The sequence below is a fragment of the Rhizobium sp. 768_B6_N1_8 genome, assembly GCF_051811225.1.
Lineage (GTDB): Bacteria > Pseudomonadota > Alphaproteobacteria > Rhizobiales > Rhizobiaceae > Rhizobium.
In genome coordinates this window covers 2,502,833-2,517,913 of the sequence record NZ_JBPWPV010000001.1, presented here as the reverse complement: position 1 = coordinate 2,517,913, position 15,081 = coordinate 2,502,833, and the positions used below count along the sequence as shown (strand labels likewise).

The window sequence follows — 15,081 nt, the reverse complement described above, 5'->3', positions numbered from 1 at the left end:
CTGAGTATAGTAATAGGATCTCGGGCACTCGCTGTCAAGATTGATGTACTCAGTACATAAATCCTGCTATTGGGAGCGCCATGCCGAAGCCATCAGATAAAACACCCTCAGCCCCTTCAGATGTGGAAGTCTCGGATTCAGGGCCGCTGGACCGGCGATCCCGCAAGCGCCTCGCCACGCGCCGCGCCATCTCGCTTGCCGCCGACCGGTTGTTTTTCGAGCGCGGTTTCGAGAATGTGACGGTCGATGAGATCGCTGCCGCTGCCGATGTCGGGCGGATGACCGTGTTCAACCACTTCCCCCGCAAGGAGGACATGTTCTTCGATCGCGACGAGGAGGCGCGCGAGACCCTGCGCGAAGCGCTGCGGCAGCGCGACGGCAGTGTTTCACCCATCGAGACCTTGCGCCTGCTCGCGCATCAACTCGTCAGGCAGCAGACGCCTTATCTGTTATTTTCCACGGCGAGCCAGGGCTTTATCGAGACAGTGGAGAACAGCGAAACGCTGAAGGCGAGGGCGCGGGCGATCCGCGACGAGATCGCTCGGGAATTGGCGGTGGCGCTCGCCGAATCCGTCGGCCAAGACCCCGCTGATACGACCGCCAAGCTCGCGGCCGCCATGCTGTTGGCGAGTTGGAGCGTCGCTTTCATCGAGGCGCACCGGACTTTTCGGCAGGGGCGGGATACGGTGAAGGCGAAGGCTGTCTTTCTCGCGCTCGTCGATCAGGGGAGTGCAGGTGTAAAGGCGGCCATGGCGGGCACGGCTTACGCCTGATTCTGCTGGAATAAAAATGGGTGCTCCACGTCTGCGGGGGAGTGTCCTGTGAGCTCGGCTCAACCGACGTCGATACCAAGCGCAAGTCTGTTTTCAGGTGAAGCCGCCGCATCAAGGTCTTGACCGGTCGCGTCAGAAATTTTCGACACTACCTTGTATAAACAGATAGCTTGTTATATCTAATCTTTAAAGCAGAGGTATCCATGACCGACTCGATCCAAGTTCAATTGCGGAAAGGCGCCCTCGACCTATGCGTACTGGCCGTGCTTTCACGCGGCGAGAGCTATGGCTACGAAATCGCCAGCACACTGGTCGATGCCGTCGGCATGGGGGAAGGCACGATCTATCCGCTGATGCGCCGGATGCAGAATGACGGCCTGGTGGCCACCCGTATCGTCGAGTCGAGCAGCGGGCCGCCGCGCAAATATTACCGGCTGACGCCACTCGGCCAGACGATATTCGAAGCTCATCGCCGTGACTGGCGCTCCTTCGCTGACGCAGTCGATAAACTTCTCGAGGATTTGCCATGACGAGGGATGCCTTCTTACGCACGCTGAGACTGGGACTTGCCGGTCTGCCGCCTCAGGAGATCGAAGAGATCGTCGGCGACTACGCCGCCCATTTTGCCGAATCCAATGCCTCTGGCCGCAGCGATGAGGAGGTCGCGGCTGCGTTGGGCGATCCGGCCAGAACTGCCAGGGAATTGCGCGCCGACGCCGGACTGCGCCGTTTCGAAGCGCAGTGGAGCCTGTCGAACCTTGCGGGGGCCGCGATGGCGCTCGCCGGCCTTGCGATCGTCGACATTCTTTTCCTGCTGCCGTTGCTGATCGTCACCATTGCGGTTGCGACCGGCCTTGCAATCGGGCTGGCAGTCATCGGCGCAGTCGGTGTGAAGATCATCTTCACCACATTGCTGTTCCAGTTCGGTGAACCAGTGACGGCAGTCGTCGCGCGCCTGTTTATCGGCGCCGGGCTTTTGAGCTGCCTGCTGGGTGGCGGTGCGTTGCTGCTGATGGGACTGGGCGCGGGCATACGCGTGCTTGGCCACTATGCCCGGCTACACTTCCGCCTGGCTCAGGTGGATCAGGGCCGCGTTTGAATTCATCACAGTGTGTGAGGGAACTGGACAATGATCGGAAAATTGGCATTCGTCGCCACGGCGGGAACGATTGGTGCAGCCGTCTTTTTGGCGCTGGGTATCGGGCTTTCCGGCCGGGATTGGACCGATGCAAGGCAATTGTGGAATGCGACGCAGTCCACCTGCGGATCGACCGCCTCTATCAGGCAGAAGATTATTTTACCGCTTGCCGCCGGCGACGGTTTGACGATCGATTTGCCAGCTTCAGTGCGCTATCAGCCCGGAGATACGGCGGAAGCTGTCGTGAGCGGCGATCCAACGCTTCTCGACCATGTGCGGCTGGAAGGCGGCAGGCTGAGCCTGGATTGTGATCCGGGCTGGTTTGCGTCCGGGCTCGATGTCAGCGTCTCCGGACCGGCGATCACCGACTGGAAATTGCTCGGCAGCGGCGACCTGACCTTATCGCAGATCAATCAGCCTCAACTGCGGCTGAGCATCCGCGGAAGCGGCAGCGTTGCCGCGACTGGAACGGCCGATACGGTCGGCGTGGATATTTCCGGTTCGGGAGCGGCGCGGCTGAAGGATCTGACCGCCAAGTCCGCACAGATCCTGATCCGCGGCAGTGGCGACGCGCAAATGACTGCAAAGGCGAATGCGGACATCTCGATATTCGGAAGTGGCGATGTCCAGCTGTCCGGTAACCCAGCCATTCGACGTTCGGAGATAAGAGGCAGCGGCCGCATCGTGCAAGCGCCGTGACAGGCGTGGCCTGATGGTGCGGCCCTCCCGCCCATCGGCCGGAATCAAAAGGGCGCTCGACCCTTGCGGGGAGCGCCCTTGTCCTGTGAACTCGAACGCGGCTCGACGAACGTCAATACCAAGCGCAAGTCCGTTTTCAGGTGAAGCCGGGATATGATACGTGGCGAGGCGGATTGCAAGGGGCGGGATTCAGATTCTTCGATATTTTGCGTCTGATCGCACCCGCGCAGGTCTCGGGCTCATGGCCAGAGCCGCTCGCGCAGCCAGCCGGGCTTTTCCCGCCGGTATAAGAGCCGGTGATGCAGCCGGTCTTCGGCGCCCTGCCAGAATTCGACCTCATGCGGCATGACGATAAAGAGCTGCCAGTTCGGTGCGACGATATCGGGATCGGCGTGGACGCGTTTGGCCTGTTCGTCGATCGCGGCGTCGAGTTCCCGGCGCGATGGCAGCGGCTGGCTCTGCCGGCCGGCGAGTGCCGCGGCCCTGGCGCTGAGCGAGCGGGCGCGGAAATCGGCGGATCGCTCCTGCTCGCCTGCGGGAAAGGCGATACCGCGCAGCCGCACCTGCCGGCCGAGCGCCGGCCAGTAGAAGGTCAGCGCAACGTAGGGGTTGACGGCGATCTGCCGGCCCTTTGGGCCATTGTCTGATGTGGCGAAATGCCAGCCCCTGGCGTCGAGATTCTTGAGGATGAGAACGCGGGCGTCGGGTGCGCCATTTTCGTCTGTTGTCGAGAGCACCATGGCATGCGGCTCGCGGACACCTGATACGATGGCATCGCGCAGCCATGACGAGAAGAGGTCGCGCGGATCGTCTGGTGTGGCATCCGCATCGAATGGGGGGTAGGGGCCGGCGAGTGAGACCAGCTCGCGCAATTCATCCTTCATGGCATCACCTCTCGGGGTCCTTGCGGGAACGGCCCGGCCGGCGGACGCGGCTCCTGCCGAGCCGGCCGCGTCATCGCGCTGTTGTTCCCTGATGGAAATCATCGTTTCTCTGGCGTGGATGAAACACAATCAGGCGCAGCATGGAAACCGATATGATCGAACACTCAATGTTCAGAAAATGCACATTGCAGTCGCTCAGCCGCAGCACTTGGCGGCGCTGCTCGGGCCGCAGCAGGAGCTCGATTGGCTTTGTTCGGCGAGCCATCGGTCGCGCGGCTTGCAGCTCGCCGGCCGCGGTGCAAGCTCGACATGGACGGCGCCGGCGCGAAGCGTCGGCATTGCCGCGCAATAGAGCTGCATCGGCTGAACGCCGTCGCTGACTTCGAATGTCAGCTTGGCCGAATCATCAAGCTTCACATGCTCGGTGACCTTGCGGATGATCGCATGGAATTTGCCTGATGGCATATGGGTGCGATCGTCCTCTTCGATATCCCAAAGCTGAATGAAGATCTCGCTCCAGGCTTCCGGATTGGCTCCGCAGTCCAGCGCCTGGAACTGCCCGGCCTTGACTTCGGTGACATGATAGCCGGGCTTCACCGGGCGGCCGTCATAGTAAAAAACCAGCGGTGAATCCTTGGCGCCGGAGAGGATGCTCATGAGTTCGCCGAGGGTGATATCGTCCTTCTGCATTTTGCTGTTGTCGATCGCGTTCATCTGCGTTATTCCTCGTTTCAATTATTCAAGGATTGTTGAAATATGGATCAACGTCAAGCCCTGATCGCATTCGGCGCATTGTCGCAGGAGACGCGACTGCACATCATCCGCATGCTTGTCGTCGCCGGCCCTGACGGCATGGCGGCCGGCGCGATTGCGGAGAAGCTCGAGGTGTCGCCGTCGAACGTATCCTTCCATCTGAAGGAACTGGAACGCTCCGGCCTGATCGCGCAGCAGCGCGAATCCCGTTCGATCATCTACACGGCGAATTACGATGCGCTCGGCGGCCTTATCCGCTTCCTGATGGAAGATTGCTGCTCCGGTCATCCGGAAATCTGCGCCCCGGCCGCGGAAGTCGCGGCCTGCTGTACCCCTAAAATGGAGGAGAAACTGCAATGACCATCGATCGCGTCTACAATGTGCTCTTTCTCTGCACGGGCAATTCGGCCCGATCGATCCTGGCGGAATCCATCCTGAATACAGAAGGCAAAGGCCGGTTTAGGGCTTATTCGGCCGGCAGCCAGCCGAAGGGCGAGGTCAATCCGCATGCGCTGAAGGAGCTTGAAGTGCTGGGTTATCCCACAACAGGCTTCCGCTCGAAAAGCTGGGATGAGTTTGCTGAAGCGGGTGCGCCGGAGATGGATTTCATTTTCACGGTCTGCGACAGCGCCGCCGGCGAGGCTTGCCCGGTGTGGATCGGCCATCCGATGACCGCCCATTGGGGCGTCGAGGATCCGGCCGCCGTAGAAGGCAGCGAAGTGGAAATAGGCCGCGCCTTCGCCCAGGCAGCCCGTTTCCTCAAGAACCGCATCATGTCCTTCATCAGTTTGCCGCTCGCCTCGATCGACAAGCTCGCGCTGGAATCGCACCTGCGCCAGATCGGTTCGATGGAAGGCGCCAGCATCAAGCAGCCCAGGGCAAGCTGATGGGTTTCGATCTTGATCAGCAGCCCTTGGAAGGCCATGACGAAAGCCTGCGTGCCGCACTTTCCGGCGCCGGGCTTCCGGTCGATGATCTCACAGATGCCGGCCGCAGCTTCTATCGGTTTTCGCGTGACGGCGAGACGATCGGCTTCGGCGGGCTGGAACTCTATGGCAAGGCGGCACTCCTGCGATCCATCGTCGTGCTGTCCGATCGGCAAGGCTTCGGTTTCGGCCATGCGATCACGCTCGGCCTGCTCGATGAGGCTCACAGGAAAGGTGCTGATGCTGCCTATCTGCTGACGGAATCGGCCGCCGCTTTCTTTCAATCGCTCGGCTTTCGTCCGATTGCTCGCGATGAAGCGCCCGCCGCCATCCTGACGACGCGCCAGGCCGCAAGACTGTGCCCGGCATCCGCCGCCCTGATGGTCCGGAGCCTGCCGGCATGAGTGCGGTATTTCCTCTGTCGCGGCGGTTGGTCGCCGAAGCGCTCGGCACCATGTTGCTCGTGGCAACCGTCGTCGGTTCCGGCATCATGGCCGATAACCTGACGGACGATACGGCACTTGCGCTGCTCGGCAATGCGCTGGCAACGGGGGCAATGCTCGTCGTGCTGATCAACGTTCTCGGCCTGATCTCCGGCGCGCATTTCAACCCTGTTGTTTCGATGGTCTTCGCGCTCCGGCGTGAACTGCCAGCCTCGTCGCTTCCGGCCTACATCATCGCCCAGATCGCCGGCGGCGTTGCCGGCACGATGCTTGCGCATTGCATGTTCGCACTGCCCTTGCTGCAGGCTTCGGAAACCGTACGATCAGGCGGGGCGCAATGGCTCTCCGAAGCGACGGCAACCTTCGGCCTGGTCTTCGTCATCCTCGCCGGCATCAGGTTTCGCGCCGATGCGGTGGCGTGGCTGGTCGGCCTTTATATCACTGCCGCCTACTGGTTCACCGCGTCCACGTCGTTTGCCAATCCGGCAGTCGCGATTGCCCGATCGTTGACGCACACATTTTCCGGCATCCGCCCGATCGATCTGCCGGGCTTCATCGTCGCCGAAGTCCTTGGTGCATTGCTGGCGCTGATGCTCGCGGGATGGCTGCTGATGGATGCCCGCAATCCTGAAACCCTCACCAAGACGGAATCCGTCTCATGACTATTGATGTTACGATCTATCACAACCCGGAATGCGGCACGTCGCGCAACACGCTGGCGATGATCCGCAATGCGGGCATCGAACCATCAGTCATCGAATATCTGCAAAACCCGCCGTCGCGCGACGAGCTGGTGAAGATGATTGCGGATGCCGGTTTGAGCGTCCGCGGTGCGATCCGCGAAAAGGGCACGCCCTATGCCGAGCTTGGCCTCGACAATCCCGATCTGACGGACGAGCAACTGCTCGATGCGATGCTCAAAGACCCGATCCTGATCAATCGCCCCTTTGTCATCACGCCCCTCGGCACGCGCCTCGCGCGGCCTTCGGAAGTGGTTCTGGACATTCTGCCCGATACGCATAAAGGCCCGTTCACCAAGGAAGACGGCGAGCAGGTTCTCGATGCTGATGGTAAGCGCCTTGTCTGAGCGCGTGCCGGTCTCTGCCATTATCGCACTCGGCATTACCCAGATCATCGGCTACGGCACCCTCTATTACAGTTTCAGCATTCTTGCTTCCGATATGGCTGCTACGTTCGGCTGGTCGAACGAATGGATTTTCGGGGCGCTTTCAGTTGCACTTTTGACCGGCGGCCTGACGGCACCGTGGCTCGGCGTGCTGATCGACAGGATCGGGGCAGGGCGGGTGATGACATCGGGCTCGGCGGTTGCTGCGCTCGCGCTCGTTGCCTGCGCCTATGCGCCCGGCAAGGCTTCCTATGTCGCGGCCCTTATCGCCATCGAGGTTGCCGCCAATTTCGTGCAATATGGGGCTGCCTTCGCGCTACTCGTACAACTGCGGCCGCGGGTCGCCTCGCGCAGCATCACCTATCTGACGCTGATTGCCGGTTTCGCCTCGACGATCTTCTGGCCGATCACCACGGCGCTGCATGTCGCCCTTTCATGGCAGAACGTCTATCTGGTCTTTGCCGCCCTCAATATGGCCGTCTGCGTGCCCCTTCATGCGTGGCTTTCACGGGGTGCGGCCGAGCGGCGGGCAACGGCATCAACAGCTGCCCCGCATGTGGAAGGCATTCTGCCGCCGGCGCGCCGCCGCCTTGGATTCGGCCTGATGGTCACGGGCTTTTCGCTGATGTCGCTCGTCGGTTCGGCGATGCTGGTGCATATGGTGCCGCTCTTGTCAGGACTGGGGCTCGGCGGCACCGCGGCGCTGGTGGGCACCTTGTTCGGCCCCTCGCAGGTCGGTAGCCGGCTGATCAACATGATCTTCGGCAAGGGGCTGCCGGCGCTCTGGCTGGCACTGATTTCGGCGATACTAATCCCCGGCAGCGTGCTGGTGCTTCTGCTGACGGCACCCTCAGTGGCGGGCGCGATGCTCTTTGCCATCATTTTCGGCATGGGCAACGGCCTGCTCAGCATCGTCACCGGCACGCTGCCGCTGCAGCTTTTCGGCAGTGATGGCTACGGCAAGCTGCAGGGCAAGATGATGGCGGCGCGGCTGATCCTTTCCGCACTTGCTCCCTTCGTCCTGGCCTTCGGCATGGCAAATATCGGCATTGCGCCATCGCTCGGCATCACTGCTGCCCTCGGAGGGCTCTCGATTATTGCCTTTCTTCTCATCGCAGCAGCGCGGTAGCGGTATCTGCCGAACACCACCTCTTTGTGATCACGGCAGTCGCAATCCTCCCATTATGCTTTGGCATGCCACTCCATGCCCTGCTATTGTCCGTCGTCGATGCGTTGACCCTGACATGTAGATCAGGGCTGAGAACGATGCTCTATATCTTTGTTTTTCACGCAATTCCGGACGCAAAACCGCTGCGCACTTTTGCTGGAACCGCTCTAGGACCATTCCATGCCCGACCGGTCTGAACTCGTTTTATCGGCAGCTCCATCTCACCTCAGATGGATCGGCTTTCTGGCGATGTGCCTCGGCATGTTCATGGCGATCCTGGACGTTCAGGTCGTCGCGACATCGCTTCCGACCATCCAGTCCGCGCTCGATATCCATCCGGATCAGATGAGCTGGGTGCAGACCGCCTATCTCATCGCCGAAGTGGTGGCGATACCGCTGACGGGTTTTCTCACCCGCCTGCTGACGATGCGCTGGCTCTTCGTGACGTCGCTGTCGCTGTTCGTGATCGCCTCGGCGGGCTGTGCGGCGAGCGACAGTTTTGGCGGGCTCGTCGCCTGGCGGGTCATTCAGGGCTTTTCCGGCGGCACGCTGATCCCCTCGGTGTTTTCGGCGGTCTTCATCCTGTTTCCCGATGAGCGCCAGGCGCTTGCGACGACGATTGCCGGCGTTCTTGCGGTTCTCGCGCCGACCGTCGGGCCTATCGTCGGCGGCTGGCTGACGGAGACCTATTCGTGGCACTGGCTGTTCCTGATCAATATCATTCCCGGTATTGTGGCAGCGCTCGTCGCCATGCGCTCGCTTCCTCGGGAGGGCGTCAACCTCTCCGAGCTGTGGCATCTTGATGCCCTGTCACTGCTGCTGATGGCGGGGAGCCTTGCCGCACTCGAACTCGGCCTCAAGGAGGCGCCGACGAGCGGCTGGACCTCGCTTTATGTCGCTGGCCTTATCGGCCTGTCGGCGGTCTCGGGATTCGTGTTCGCATGGCGCTCGCTGCGCCGACGCATACCCCTGGTCGAGCTCCGGAATTTCCGCGACAGGAACTTTCTGGCCGGCTCGGCAATGAGCTTCATTCTCGGCATCGGCCTCTTCGGCTCGGTCTATCTCATGCCTGTGTTTCTCGCCTTCGTGCGTGGCCACAATGCTCTCGAAATCGGCATGACGATGCTGGTGACGGGCATTGCCCAGCTCGTCACCGCGCCTATCGCGGTGGCCCTGGAAAAGCGGATGGATGCCCGGTTGCTGTCTGCGGCGGGCTTTACGCTCTTTGCCATCGGCATCGGCATGAGCGCCTTTCAGGATCCGCAGACCGATTATGACGCGATGTTCTGGCCGCAGATCATCCGCGGCATCGCCATCATGTTCTGCCTGCTGCCGCCGACGCGGCTCGCGCTCGGCACTTTACCGCCGGAGCGCATTCCCGATGCCAGCGGCTTGTTCAACCTGATGCGCAACCTCGGCGGCGCAATCGGCATCGCGCTGATCGACACTGTTGTCTACACCCGCTCGGAACCACTCGGGGACGGCATTTGGAACCGGCTGAAAGCGGGGGATGTGGACGTTGCGGCATTCGTCGGTGCGCCACTGCAGGCGATTGCGGGGCATCAGGGAGAGTTCGATGCCGATACGACGTCGATGCTCGATCCGCTGGTGCAGACGGCGGCAACCGTTCAGGCGCTCAACGAGGCGTGGATGGTGGTTGCGGTGCTGACGGCTTGTGCGCTGCTGTGGGTGCCGTTTGCGAAGAAGGTGGCGGCGACGGCCGGGTGAAGGGCAGGGTGGTGACCGGATGACGCGCGAGTATTGCGGGTTCGAAGCAGTCTTGTTGCCATCTATGTCGATCGAGATCTAAACTTCAACGGGCTTCCATCTTTCGCGGCGTTTCCCGCACTTATCCGCAATTTTCATCATTGCCTTTACAGACGCCGGGTTCTTCCACCCATTCCGCGGCGGGGCATGGATAGGCATCGGCGAGTGCCCAGCCGATCAGGGATTGCGCGTTCACTTTTTGAAATTCCGGGTGCGCATCACCGTAAGCGACAATCGTTTTTGCCATCCTTGCCGATGAAACCGTGTGACTGACGCAGAAGACGGGCCGATCGGCTGCGCCCTTGAAGAGATCCCTATTGAGGGCCATGGTGTCGTACGCTGCATCTATCGAACCCTTGCATAGACCGGCGTGAAAATAGTCTTTCGCAGTCATGCCTTCGAAATCCTCGTTCAATATTCGAATGTAAGGATTGCAATCGTTTAGCAGCATTTCACCCGTTTCAGCCTCCCAGATGACTTCTCCGGGCCGTGGATCGGCTGCGCTGAATGAAGGAGAAAAGGTCACAAAAAAAGCGAGCAAAATTGTTAGTCGAAATCGCATTGTTAAATCCGCACAACTATAGTCGAGTGACTTATTCCGATATCCCAGGTTGCCGTCAACACCAGTTTCGCCTGCCTGCGTTTTTGCCCGCGAATGTGGTTGTAAATTGCCAGCGCGGTTGATTTAGGCGCGATGGGTTTTGCTGTTGGCTGCAATGTAGCCACCAGTCACGGATAGCGTCGGGGCGGATCGGCACTCGCAATTTTATCCAGATTTGCAATCAACCGCGTCAGCAAGGTTATGAGTTGTTCCGTCTCCGCGTGTGTGAAGCCATTTAGCGCCTCACGATTCCCCTGAAACAAGGTCGCGATTGCTTCGGGCATGCGTTCCTGCGCGGCCTCCGTCAACATGATGTGGCTGCTTCGACCGTCCGCCGGGTCGGATGTGCGCTCGATCAAGCCATCTCGCTCCATGCGCGCGAGCATTTGCGCCATCGGCGGCTGTTCCACTTTGGCGAAACGGGCGAGGTCGCGCTGCGTGCTTGCCTTGCCGTTTTTCAGCGCCACCAGAACCGGCAATTGCCCGATGCCGAAGCCGAGCGGTTTCAGACGTGACTCGCTGAGGCGGGCGAAGCCTCGCGCCGCGAGGCTGATGAGATGCCCCGGCGTGAAAAGCACGTCTTCACTCATTCCATTTGCTCCTTGCCTGCCGTTGACTATAAACTACATATGCACATATGTAACTGCGCTGGCCGTGTTGGTCAATGTCGGTCGAACCCCGCTAGGTTGTGGAGAGGAAACAGCATGTCGGAAAAACAGACGCAGCTGATCAAGCACATCTATGAGCGCTTCAATGTGCGGGATATCGACGGAGTGCTTGCGGCGTTGGCACATGATGTCGCCTGGGCGAACGGCATGGAGGGCGGCCATGTTCATGGGCGCGAGGCGGTTCGGGATTACTGGACACGCCAATGGGCGATCGTCAGCCCGCATGTCGAGCCGGTCGCATTTCGGCAGGCGGACGATGGTGCCATAGAGGTCGAGGTGATCCAGACGGTATTCGATCTCGATGGCAAGCCGCTGGAGGGGCAAAGTCATGGCCTGAAGGACAAGACTGTGACGCACATCTTCCGCATGGAGGGCGACAGGATTATCCGCTTCGACATCGGCGAGGCGGATTAAGCTGAGAAGGGCGGTCATCTCGCGTCGGCTTACGCCATGTCTGCCGCCTCATGATCACTTCCGGCTCATGCCGGTCGTCGCGCTATGATCGTCCTCCCGTGCGGGCGTCCCATCCGAGCATCGAGACCTCGGCCACGGATTCCAGTTCGCTGCGGCTTGCTCCATCGCGGGCGAGGATCGACATGCCGTTCTGGACGGTCTGCATGAAACGGGCGAGGCCGTGGATGTCGGTCGAGGCTGGAATTTCACCTGCCGATACCGCCTGGCTCAGGCGCCGTTTCAGAAGGTCGAGCGTGACGGCGCGGGCGGTTCGCACCAGTTCGCCGAGTTCGGCATGGCCTTCGCTGCCGACCGAGGAGAGGGACACCATGCAGCCGAGGGGAATATCGACGACGGAGCCGGTCAGGACCGCCGCCGAGTCCATGAGAAGCGCCTTGACGGCTTCGCGCGCCGTGCGGGCGGCGCGAAAGCCTGCCCAGATAAGCGCCTCGTTGGTCTCGTGGTAGTAGTCCAATGCCTCGGCATAAAGCGCCTCCTTCGAGCCGAAGGCCGCGTAGAGGCTTGGCGATCCGATGCCCATCGCCTCGGTAAGGTCGCTGATCGACGTCGCCTCGAAACCCTTTTCCCAGAACAGGCGGGTCGCCTTGGCGAGCGCAGCTTCCCGATCGAAGGCGCGCGGCCGCCCGCGGGTGCGGGTGGCTGTCGTCTCGTTAGCTGTCGTATCCTGGGCTTGCGGCGTCTGGTCGGATTTCTGCATCGGTCACTATATAAACCCGCCGGCGCGCCTCGACAACGGTTCGAGATATTTTGTGTCGATCGATACAATACTCTTGACGGGTGTGTTCAGCGTCCCTAGCTAATTCTGTGTCGATCAATACAGAAAGGGACGATTGATGACTGAACTCGCTGGAAAACGTGCTCTCGTGACGGGCGCATCGCGTGGGATCGGTGCCGCCATTGCGGTGGCGCTCGCCGAAAAGGGCGCCGATGTCGCCATTACCTATGAACGCTCGGCCGATCGCGCCGCCGAGGTCGTTCGCGCTATCGAGGGCAAGGGCAGGCGGGGATTTGCAATCCAGGCCGACAGCGCCGATCCGGCGGCCGTGAAGCGCTCGGTGGAGGAGGCGGCTCGCGCGCTTGGCGGTCTCGACATTCTCGTCAACAATGCCGCCATCGCGCTTTACGATACGATTGCCGGCTTCAGCGTCGCGCAGATCGATGCGCTGCTTGATGTCAATGTGCGCTCGCCGGTGCTCGCCGCGCAGGCCGCCATTCCCCATCTGCAAGCCGGAGGCCGCGTCATCAATATCGGCTCGGCCGGCGCCGAACGCATCGTTGGAGACACCGGCACGGTGTATTTCATGACGAAATCCGCGCTGCAGTCCTTCACGCGCGGTCTCGCCCGCGAACTCGGACCTCGGGATGTGACCGTCAACCTGATCCAGCCGGGATCAACCAATACGGAGATGAACCCGGCCGACGGGGAATTTGCCGACTTCCAGCGCGCCCTGATACCGCTCGGCCGCTATGGCGAGCCGCAGGATGTAGCCGCTGCGGTGGCCTTCCTGGCAAGTCCTGCCGCAAGGAACATCACGGGCGCCGTCCTCAATGTGGATGGTGGCTTGAACACCTGAGGGCGCTGACAGTGGCAGGAAGAGGCTGGCCGATGCCGGCCTTTTCCGCATCCTTCAAAGGCGCTGGCAGAGGAGATGCATGCCATAGGTCGCCGCCCGCCTTATCGGCAATGGTCGATCCCCCCAGCGCAAGCTGATCCGGTAGTCGGCAGTCAGTCGAGGTGATCCAGAAGATATTCGATCTGAATGGCCGGCCGCTGGAGGGGCAAAGTCATGGCCTGAAGGACAAGACTGTGACGCACATCTTCCGTATGGAGGGCGACAGGATCGTTCGCTTTGATATCGGGGATGCAAGCTAGGTCGTGAATGGTGGCAGCTGCGTCAAGTTGCGGAGGAAAGTGCTGCCAGGGGCCATACAATCTGGATGTTTTCAGGGAAAGCCCGATACCCGGGCAGCCGTGGTCGTTGCCAGAGCCGTCTGCACCTTTTTCTAGAATTGATCGGCGGTCCATGCTATTTGTGCGTTCAGCATTTATTTGCATTCGTCCATTTCAAAGCATCCGATGATTCAACCCAAGCTGCAGAGCATGTCTGGGAAAGGTCTTTGCTATGCGACCGACGGAAATCGATGTCACCTTCGCGCTTTTTCAGCTGCAGGTACGCACCACCGAGGACTCCGGGGGTGACGAGCCTTACATGTGGATACTGGGTTTCAAGGCCGATGCGGATACGATCGGTGCGCCGCCGCCCGGCAGCATATTGCCTTCGGTCGGGGTAAAGACATTCGAGGGCGCTCCGGCGAGCCCGTGGCTGCTTGGCACCGGTGATGTGAACGCGCCGGCGACGCTGCCGATACCGGCGGCGTTGGGGACGCGGTCATTCCGTCTTCGGCCAGCCTTGCTGCCGATAGGCGGCTGGTTTCCAGGTCTGGCAGGAATGGTCGCCTTGCTCTGGGATCAGGACGCATTCTCGCCCAGCACATCGGAGGCGGGGCACAAGAAATTCAACAAGGTGTTCGGACCTGCGCTGTCAGCCGAGCTGACGAAGCTGATCGCCGGCGGGTACGACAGCGAATTGTCGCGCGACGCGAACGGCATGGTGGTGGCCCCGATAGACGGGATCCAGACGCGGCTCGACCGGCTGGGAGACGCTGCCGCACGCAAGAACGCGGTCAAGGCGATCACCGGGGCGGTGAAGGACGCAATTTCCGGCCCACTGCGCGATGCGCTATCCGATGCCGCCGGGCTGGACGAGATTATCGATCCTGACGACCTGCTCGGCATCGATGCGGTGGTCTTCCTAGGAAACGAATTGAGCGCGGCGGCGCGTGACTTCGAGATGAAGTTTACCGACGACGAAGCCGACTATCTCGCAAAGGGCCACGCGTCCGCGACGCCCGTCAATCTGGCAAGGCTGGATTCGGCAGTGACTTCTGTCGAGCGGCGGCTCGATCGCCAAGTTCAGGTCAAGATGCGGGTCTGCTGGTTCCCCGAGAAACAGTATAGCGCGCTGGCCTACCGACTGAAGACGACGACACGTTACGACCTTCACCTGCTGAAGGGCGGACCGATCTCGGAGGTGCGCTGGTTCATCGACGGCCAATTGCTCAAGGACGGCGACGGCAGCGTCACTGTCATGTTCGAGGCGGTGGATGCCTATGTCGGTCCGCCGCAGGACCAGCTTTCGAGCTTCTATACCGGCGGCAATGGAACGCTGAAGTACCGTACTGCCGGCTCTGTCCTGGAGGTGTGGAACGAGGACGGCAACGGGGTTTACTTCGGCAAGGTGCGCGCCGTCTTCGCCTTCGTGGGCGATCCGCCGCTGACGCCGCCCGGCGCTTCGCCGACTGAGGAGGACTGGGCTCGCCGCGGCTACGACCAGACCGACGACCTCAGCGTCATGGCGGTCGAGCTGGTCATGGATGCCGCCTATGAGGCTGATATCAAGCAATGCAAGCGGATCGTGGGGGAAATCGACCGAAAGCACATCGCAGTCAATTTCGGCAAGCTGTTCGTCAATCCAGGCGATCCCCCGCCTTTCCGCCAGGACTTTCTCGATCGGGTGACCGCGCAAGCGAGCGTGACGAATGCGGCCGGCGTGGAAATCACCGTGCGCCCAAAACTGCAGCGATAGGCCGCCAAACCCAG

Annotated in this window: 19 protein-coding genes and 1 pseudogene; 15 read left to right on the top strand and 5 right to left on the bottom strand. The window is 61.1% G+C overall.

Annotated features, from left to right (window positions below):
* The first annotated feature begins 80 nt into the window (after nucleotides 1–80).
* The 4 genes from AB8B33_RS13000 (at nucleotide 81) to AB8B33_RS12985 (ending at nucleotide 2,610) form a co-directional block, all read left to right on the top strand.
* The gene (locus AB8B33_RS13000) at nucleotides 81–773 is read left to right on the top strand and encodes a TetR/AcrR family transcriptional regulator (protein ID WP_439015689.1); all 693 of its coding nucleotides are present in this window, start codon (nucleotides 81–83) and stop codon (nucleotides 771–773) included.
* Nucleotides 774–976: 203 nt separating this feature from the next.
* Nucleotides 977–1,303: a PadR family transcriptional regulator gene (locus AB8B33_RS12995; RefSeq protein ID WP_113323948.1), complete on the top strand. Its 327-nt coding sequence runs from the start codon at nucleotides 977–979 to the stop codon at nucleotides 1,301–1,303.
* The gene (locus AB8B33_RS12990; protein WP_439015688.1) at nucleotides 1,300–1,872 is read left to right on the top strand and encodes a DUF1700 domain-containing protein; all 573 of its coding nucleotides are present in this window, start codon (nucleotides 1,300–1,302) and stop codon (nucleotides 1,870–1,872) included. The genes AB8B33_RS12995 and AB8B33_RS12990 overlap by 4 nt, the downstream gene beginning before the upstream one ends.
* Before the next feature lie 30 nt (nucleotides 1,873–1,902).
* On the top strand, nucleotides 1,903–2,610 hold the full coding sequence (locus AB8B33_RS12985) for a GIN domain-containing protein (protein ID WP_439015687.1): 708 nt from the start codon (nucleotides 1,903–1,905) through the stop codon (nucleotides 2,608–2,610).
* Between the two features lie 239 nt (nucleotides 2,611–2,849).
* Here the strand turns inward: AB8B33_RS12985 and AB8B33_RS12980 are convergent, their stop codons facing one another.
* Together AB8B33_RS12980 and AB8B33_RS12975 are read right to left on the bottom strand one after the other, a co-directional pair.
* Nucleotides 2,850–3,494 carry a pyridoxine/pyridoxamine 5'-phosphate oxidase gene (locus AB8B33_RS12980; RefSeq protein ID WP_439015686.1) on the bottom strand — a complete coding sequence of 215 codons (645 nt, stop codon included), beginning with the start codon at nucleotides 3,492–3,494 and terminating at the stop codon, nucleotides 2,850–2,852.
* Between the two features lie 195 nt (nucleotides 3,495–3,689).
* Complete coding sequence (locus AB8B33_RS12975; RefSeq protein ID WP_439015685.1) at nucleotides 3,690–4,208, bottom strand: DUF6428 family protein; 519 nt, start codon at nucleotides 4,206–4,208, stop codon at nucleotides 3,690–3,692.
* A gap of 42 nt (nucleotides 4,209–4,250) precedes the next feature.
* Here AB8B33_RS12975 and AB8B33_RS12970 point away from each other — a divergent pair, with 42 nt between their 5' ends.
* The 7 genes from AB8B33_RS12970 to AB8B33_RS12940 all read left to right on the top strand — a co-directional run bounded on the left by AB8B33_RS12970 (nucleotide 4,251) and on the right by AB8B33_RS12940 (nucleotide 9,638).
* Nucleotides 4,251–4,607 (top strand): ArsR/SmtB family transcription factor, encoded by a 357-nt coding sequence (locus AB8B33_RS12970; RefSeq protein ID WP_439015684.1) that lies wholly within the window; start codon nucleotides 4,251–4,253, stop codon nucleotides 4,605–4,607.
* Nucleotides 4,604–5,134: an arsenate reductase ArsC gene (locus AB8B33_RS12965; protein ID WP_439015683.1), complete on the top strand. Its 531-nt coding sequence runs from the start codon at nucleotides 4,604–4,606 to the stop codon at nucleotides 5,132–5,134. Before AB8B33_RS12970 ends, AB8B33_RS12965 begins: the two co-directional genes overlap by 4 nt.
* Entirely contained in the window at nucleotides 5,134–5,577 is a 444-nt protein-coding gene (arsN2, locus tag AB8B33_RS12960; RefSeq protein WP_439015682.1) for an arsenic resistance N-acetyltransferase ArsN2, read from the top strand. Before AB8B33_RS12965 ends, arsN2 begins: the two co-directional genes overlap by 1 nt.
* Complete coding sequence (locus AB8B33_RS12955) at nucleotides 5,574–6,278, top strand: aquaporin (RefSeq protein ID WP_439015681.1); 705 nt, start codon at nucleotides 5,574–5,576, stop codon at nucleotides 6,276–6,278. The genes arsN2 and AB8B33_RS12955 overlap by 4 nt, the downstream gene beginning before the upstream one ends.
* Nucleotides 6,275–6,703 (top strand): arsenate reductase (glutaredoxin), encoded by a 429-nt coding sequence (gene arsC, locus AB8B33_RS12950; protein WP_439015680.1) that lies wholly within the window; start codon nucleotides 6,275–6,277, stop codon nucleotides 6,701–6,703. Before AB8B33_RS12955 ends, arsC begins: the two co-directional genes overlap by 4 nt.
* The gene (gene arsK, locus AB8B33_RS12945) at nucleotides 6,678–7,871 is read left to right on the top strand and encodes an arsenite efflux MFS transporter ArsK (protein ID WP_439015679.1); all 1,194 of its coding nucleotides are present in this window, start codon (nucleotides 6,678–6,680) and stop codon (nucleotides 7,869–7,871) included. Before arsC ends, arsK begins: the two co-directional genes overlap by 26 nt.
* 219 nt (nucleotides 7,872–8,090) lie before the next feature.
* Nucleotides 8,091–9,638, top strand: a complete 1,548-nt coding sequence (locus AB8B33_RS12940; RefSeq protein ID WP_439015678.1) for a DHA2 family efflux MFS transporter permease subunit — start codon at nucleotides 8,091–8,093, stop codon at nucleotides 9,636–9,638.
* Between the two features lie 121 nt (nucleotides 9,639–9,759).
* On the opposite strand, the gene AB8B33_RS12935 is transcribed toward AB8B33_RS12940, so the two are convergent.
* Both AB8B33_RS12935 and AB8B33_RS12930 read right to left on the bottom strand, forming a co-directional pair.
* Nucleotides 9,760–10,239, bottom strand: coding sequence for a Rap1a/Tai family immunity protein (locus tag AB8B33_RS12935; protein WP_439015677.1), 480 nt, complete (start codon nucleotides 10,237–10,239; stop codon nucleotides 9,760–9,762).
* A gap of 167 nt (nucleotides 10,240–10,406) precedes the next feature.
* Complete coding sequence (locus AB8B33_RS12930; protein ID WP_439015676.1) at nucleotides 10,407–10,868, bottom strand: MarR family winged helix-turn-helix transcriptional regulator; 462 nt, start codon at nucleotides 10,866–10,868, stop codon at nucleotides 10,407–10,409.
* Nucleotides 10,869–10,982: 114 nt separating this feature from the next.
* Here AB8B33_RS12930 and AB8B33_RS12925 point away from each other — a divergent pair, with 114 nt between their 5' ends.
* Nucleotides 10,983–11,360, top strand: coding sequence for a nuclear transport factor 2 family protein (locus AB8B33_RS12925; protein ID WP_113323960.1), 378 nt, complete (start codon nucleotides 10,983–10,985; stop codon nucleotides 11,358–11,360).
* Between the two features lie 82 nt (nucleotides 11,361–11,442).
* Here the strand turns inward: AB8B33_RS12925 and AB8B33_RS12920 are convergent, their stop codons facing one another.
* A complete protein-coding gene (locus AB8B33_RS12920) occupies nucleotides 11,443–12,117 on the bottom strand; it encodes a TetR/AcrR family transcriptional regulator (protein ID WP_439015675.1) in 675 nt (224 codons plus the stop codon).
* A 136-nt stretch (nucleotides 12,118–12,253) separates the two neighbouring features.
* On the opposite strand from AB8B33_RS12920, the gene AB8B33_RS12915 reads away from it, so the two are divergent.
* The 3 genes and pseudogenes from AB8B33_RS12915 (at nucleotide 12,254) to AB8B33_RS12905 (ending at nucleotide 15,067) form a co-directional block, all read left to right on the top strand.
* Nucleotides 12,254–12,994 carry an SDR family oxidoreductase gene (locus AB8B33_RS12915; RefSeq protein ID WP_113323936.1) on the top strand — a complete coding sequence of 247 codons (741 nt, stop codon included), beginning with the start codon at nucleotides 12,254–12,256 and terminating at the stop codon, nucleotides 12,992–12,994.
* Between the two features lie 152 nt (nucleotides 12,995–13,146).
* Nucleotides 13,147–13,293 (top strand): annotated as a pseudogene (locus tag AB8B33_RS12910) (nuclear transport factor 2 family protein); the annotation flags it as partial.
* Nucleotides 13,294–13,543: 250 nt separating this feature from the next.
* The gene (locus AB8B33_RS12905) at nucleotides 13,544–15,067 is read left to right on the top strand and encodes a hypothetical protein (protein ID WP_439015674.1); all 1,524 of its coding nucleotides are present in this window, start codon (nucleotides 13,544–13,546) and stop codon (nucleotides 15,065–15,067) included.
* Nucleotides 15,068–15,081 lie beyond the last annotated feature (14 nt).

Coding starts and splice junctions, on each gene's coding strand:
- AB8B33_RS12955 (WP_439015681.1), top strand. CDS start 5,574: ATGAGTGCGGTATTTCCTCTGTCGCGGCGGTTGGTCGCCGAAGCGCTC.
- AB8B33_RS12935 (WP_439015677.1), bottom strand. CDS start 10,239: ATGCGATTTCGACTAACAATTTTGCTCGCTTTTTTTGTGACCTTTTCT.
- AB8B33_RS12920 (WP_439015675.1), bottom strand. CDS start 12,117: ATGCAGAAATCCGACCAGACGCCGCAAGCCCAGGATACGACAGCTAAC.
- AB8B33_RS12940 (WP_439015678.1), top strand. CDS start 8,091: ATGCCCGACCGGTCTGAACTCGTTTTATCGGCAGCTCCATCTCACCTC.
- arsN2 (WP_439015682.1), top strand. CDS start 5,134: ATGGGTTTCGATCTTGATCAGCAGCCCTTGGAAGGCCATGACGAAAGC.
- AB8B33_RS12925 (WP_113323960.1), top strand. CDS start 10,983: ATGTCGGAAAAACAGACGCAGCTGATCAAGCACATCTATGAGCGCTTC.
- AB8B33_RS12905 (WP_439015674.1), top strand. CDS start 13,544: ATGCGACCGACGGAAATCGATGTCACCTTCGCGCTTTTTCAGCTGCAG.
- AB8B33_RS12970 (WP_439015684.1), top strand. CDS start 4,251: ATGGATCAACGTCAAGCCCTGATCGCATTCGGCGCATTGTCGCAGGAG.
- AB8B33_RS12915 (WP_113323936.1), top strand. CDS start 12,254: ATGACTGAACTCGCTGGAAAACGTGCTCTCGTGACGGGCGCATCGCGT.
- AB8B33_RS12995 (WP_113323948.1), top strand. CDS start 977: ATGACCGACTCGATCCAAGTTCAATTGCGGAAAGGCGCCCTCGACCTA.
- arsC (WP_439015680.1), top strand. CDS start 6,275: ATGACTATTGATGTTACGATCTATCACAACCCGGAATGCGGCACGTCG.
- AB8B33_RS12980 (WP_439015686.1), bottom strand. CDS start 3,494: ATGAAGGATGAATTGCGCGAGCTGGTCTCACTCGCCGGCCCCTACCCC.
- AB8B33_RS12975 (WP_439015685.1), bottom strand. CDS start 4,208: ATGAACGCGATCGACAACAGCAAAATGCAGAAGGACGATATCACCCTC.
- AB8B33_RS13000 (WP_439015689.1), top strand. CDS start 81: ATGCCGAAGCCATCAGATAAAACACCCTCAGCCCCTTCAGATGTGGAA.
- arsK (WP_439015679.1), top strand. CDS start 6,678: ATGCTGATGGTAAGCGCCTTGTCTGAGCGCGTGCCGGTCTCTGCCATT.
- AB8B33_RS12990 (WP_439015688.1), top strand. CDS start 1,300: ATGACGAGGGATGCCTTCTTACGCACGCTGAGACTGGGACTTGCCGGT.
- AB8B33_RS12930 (WP_439015676.1), bottom strand. CDS start 10,868: ATGAGTGAAGACGTGCTTTTCACGCCGGGGCATCTCATCAGCCTCGCG.
- AB8B33_RS12965 (WP_439015683.1), top strand. CDS start 4,604: ATGACCATCGATCGCGTCTACAATGTGCTCTTTCTCTGCACGGGCAAT.
- AB8B33_RS12985 (WP_439015687.1), top strand. CDS start 1,903: ATGATCGGAAAATTGGCATTCGTCGCCACGGCGGGAACGATTGGTGCA.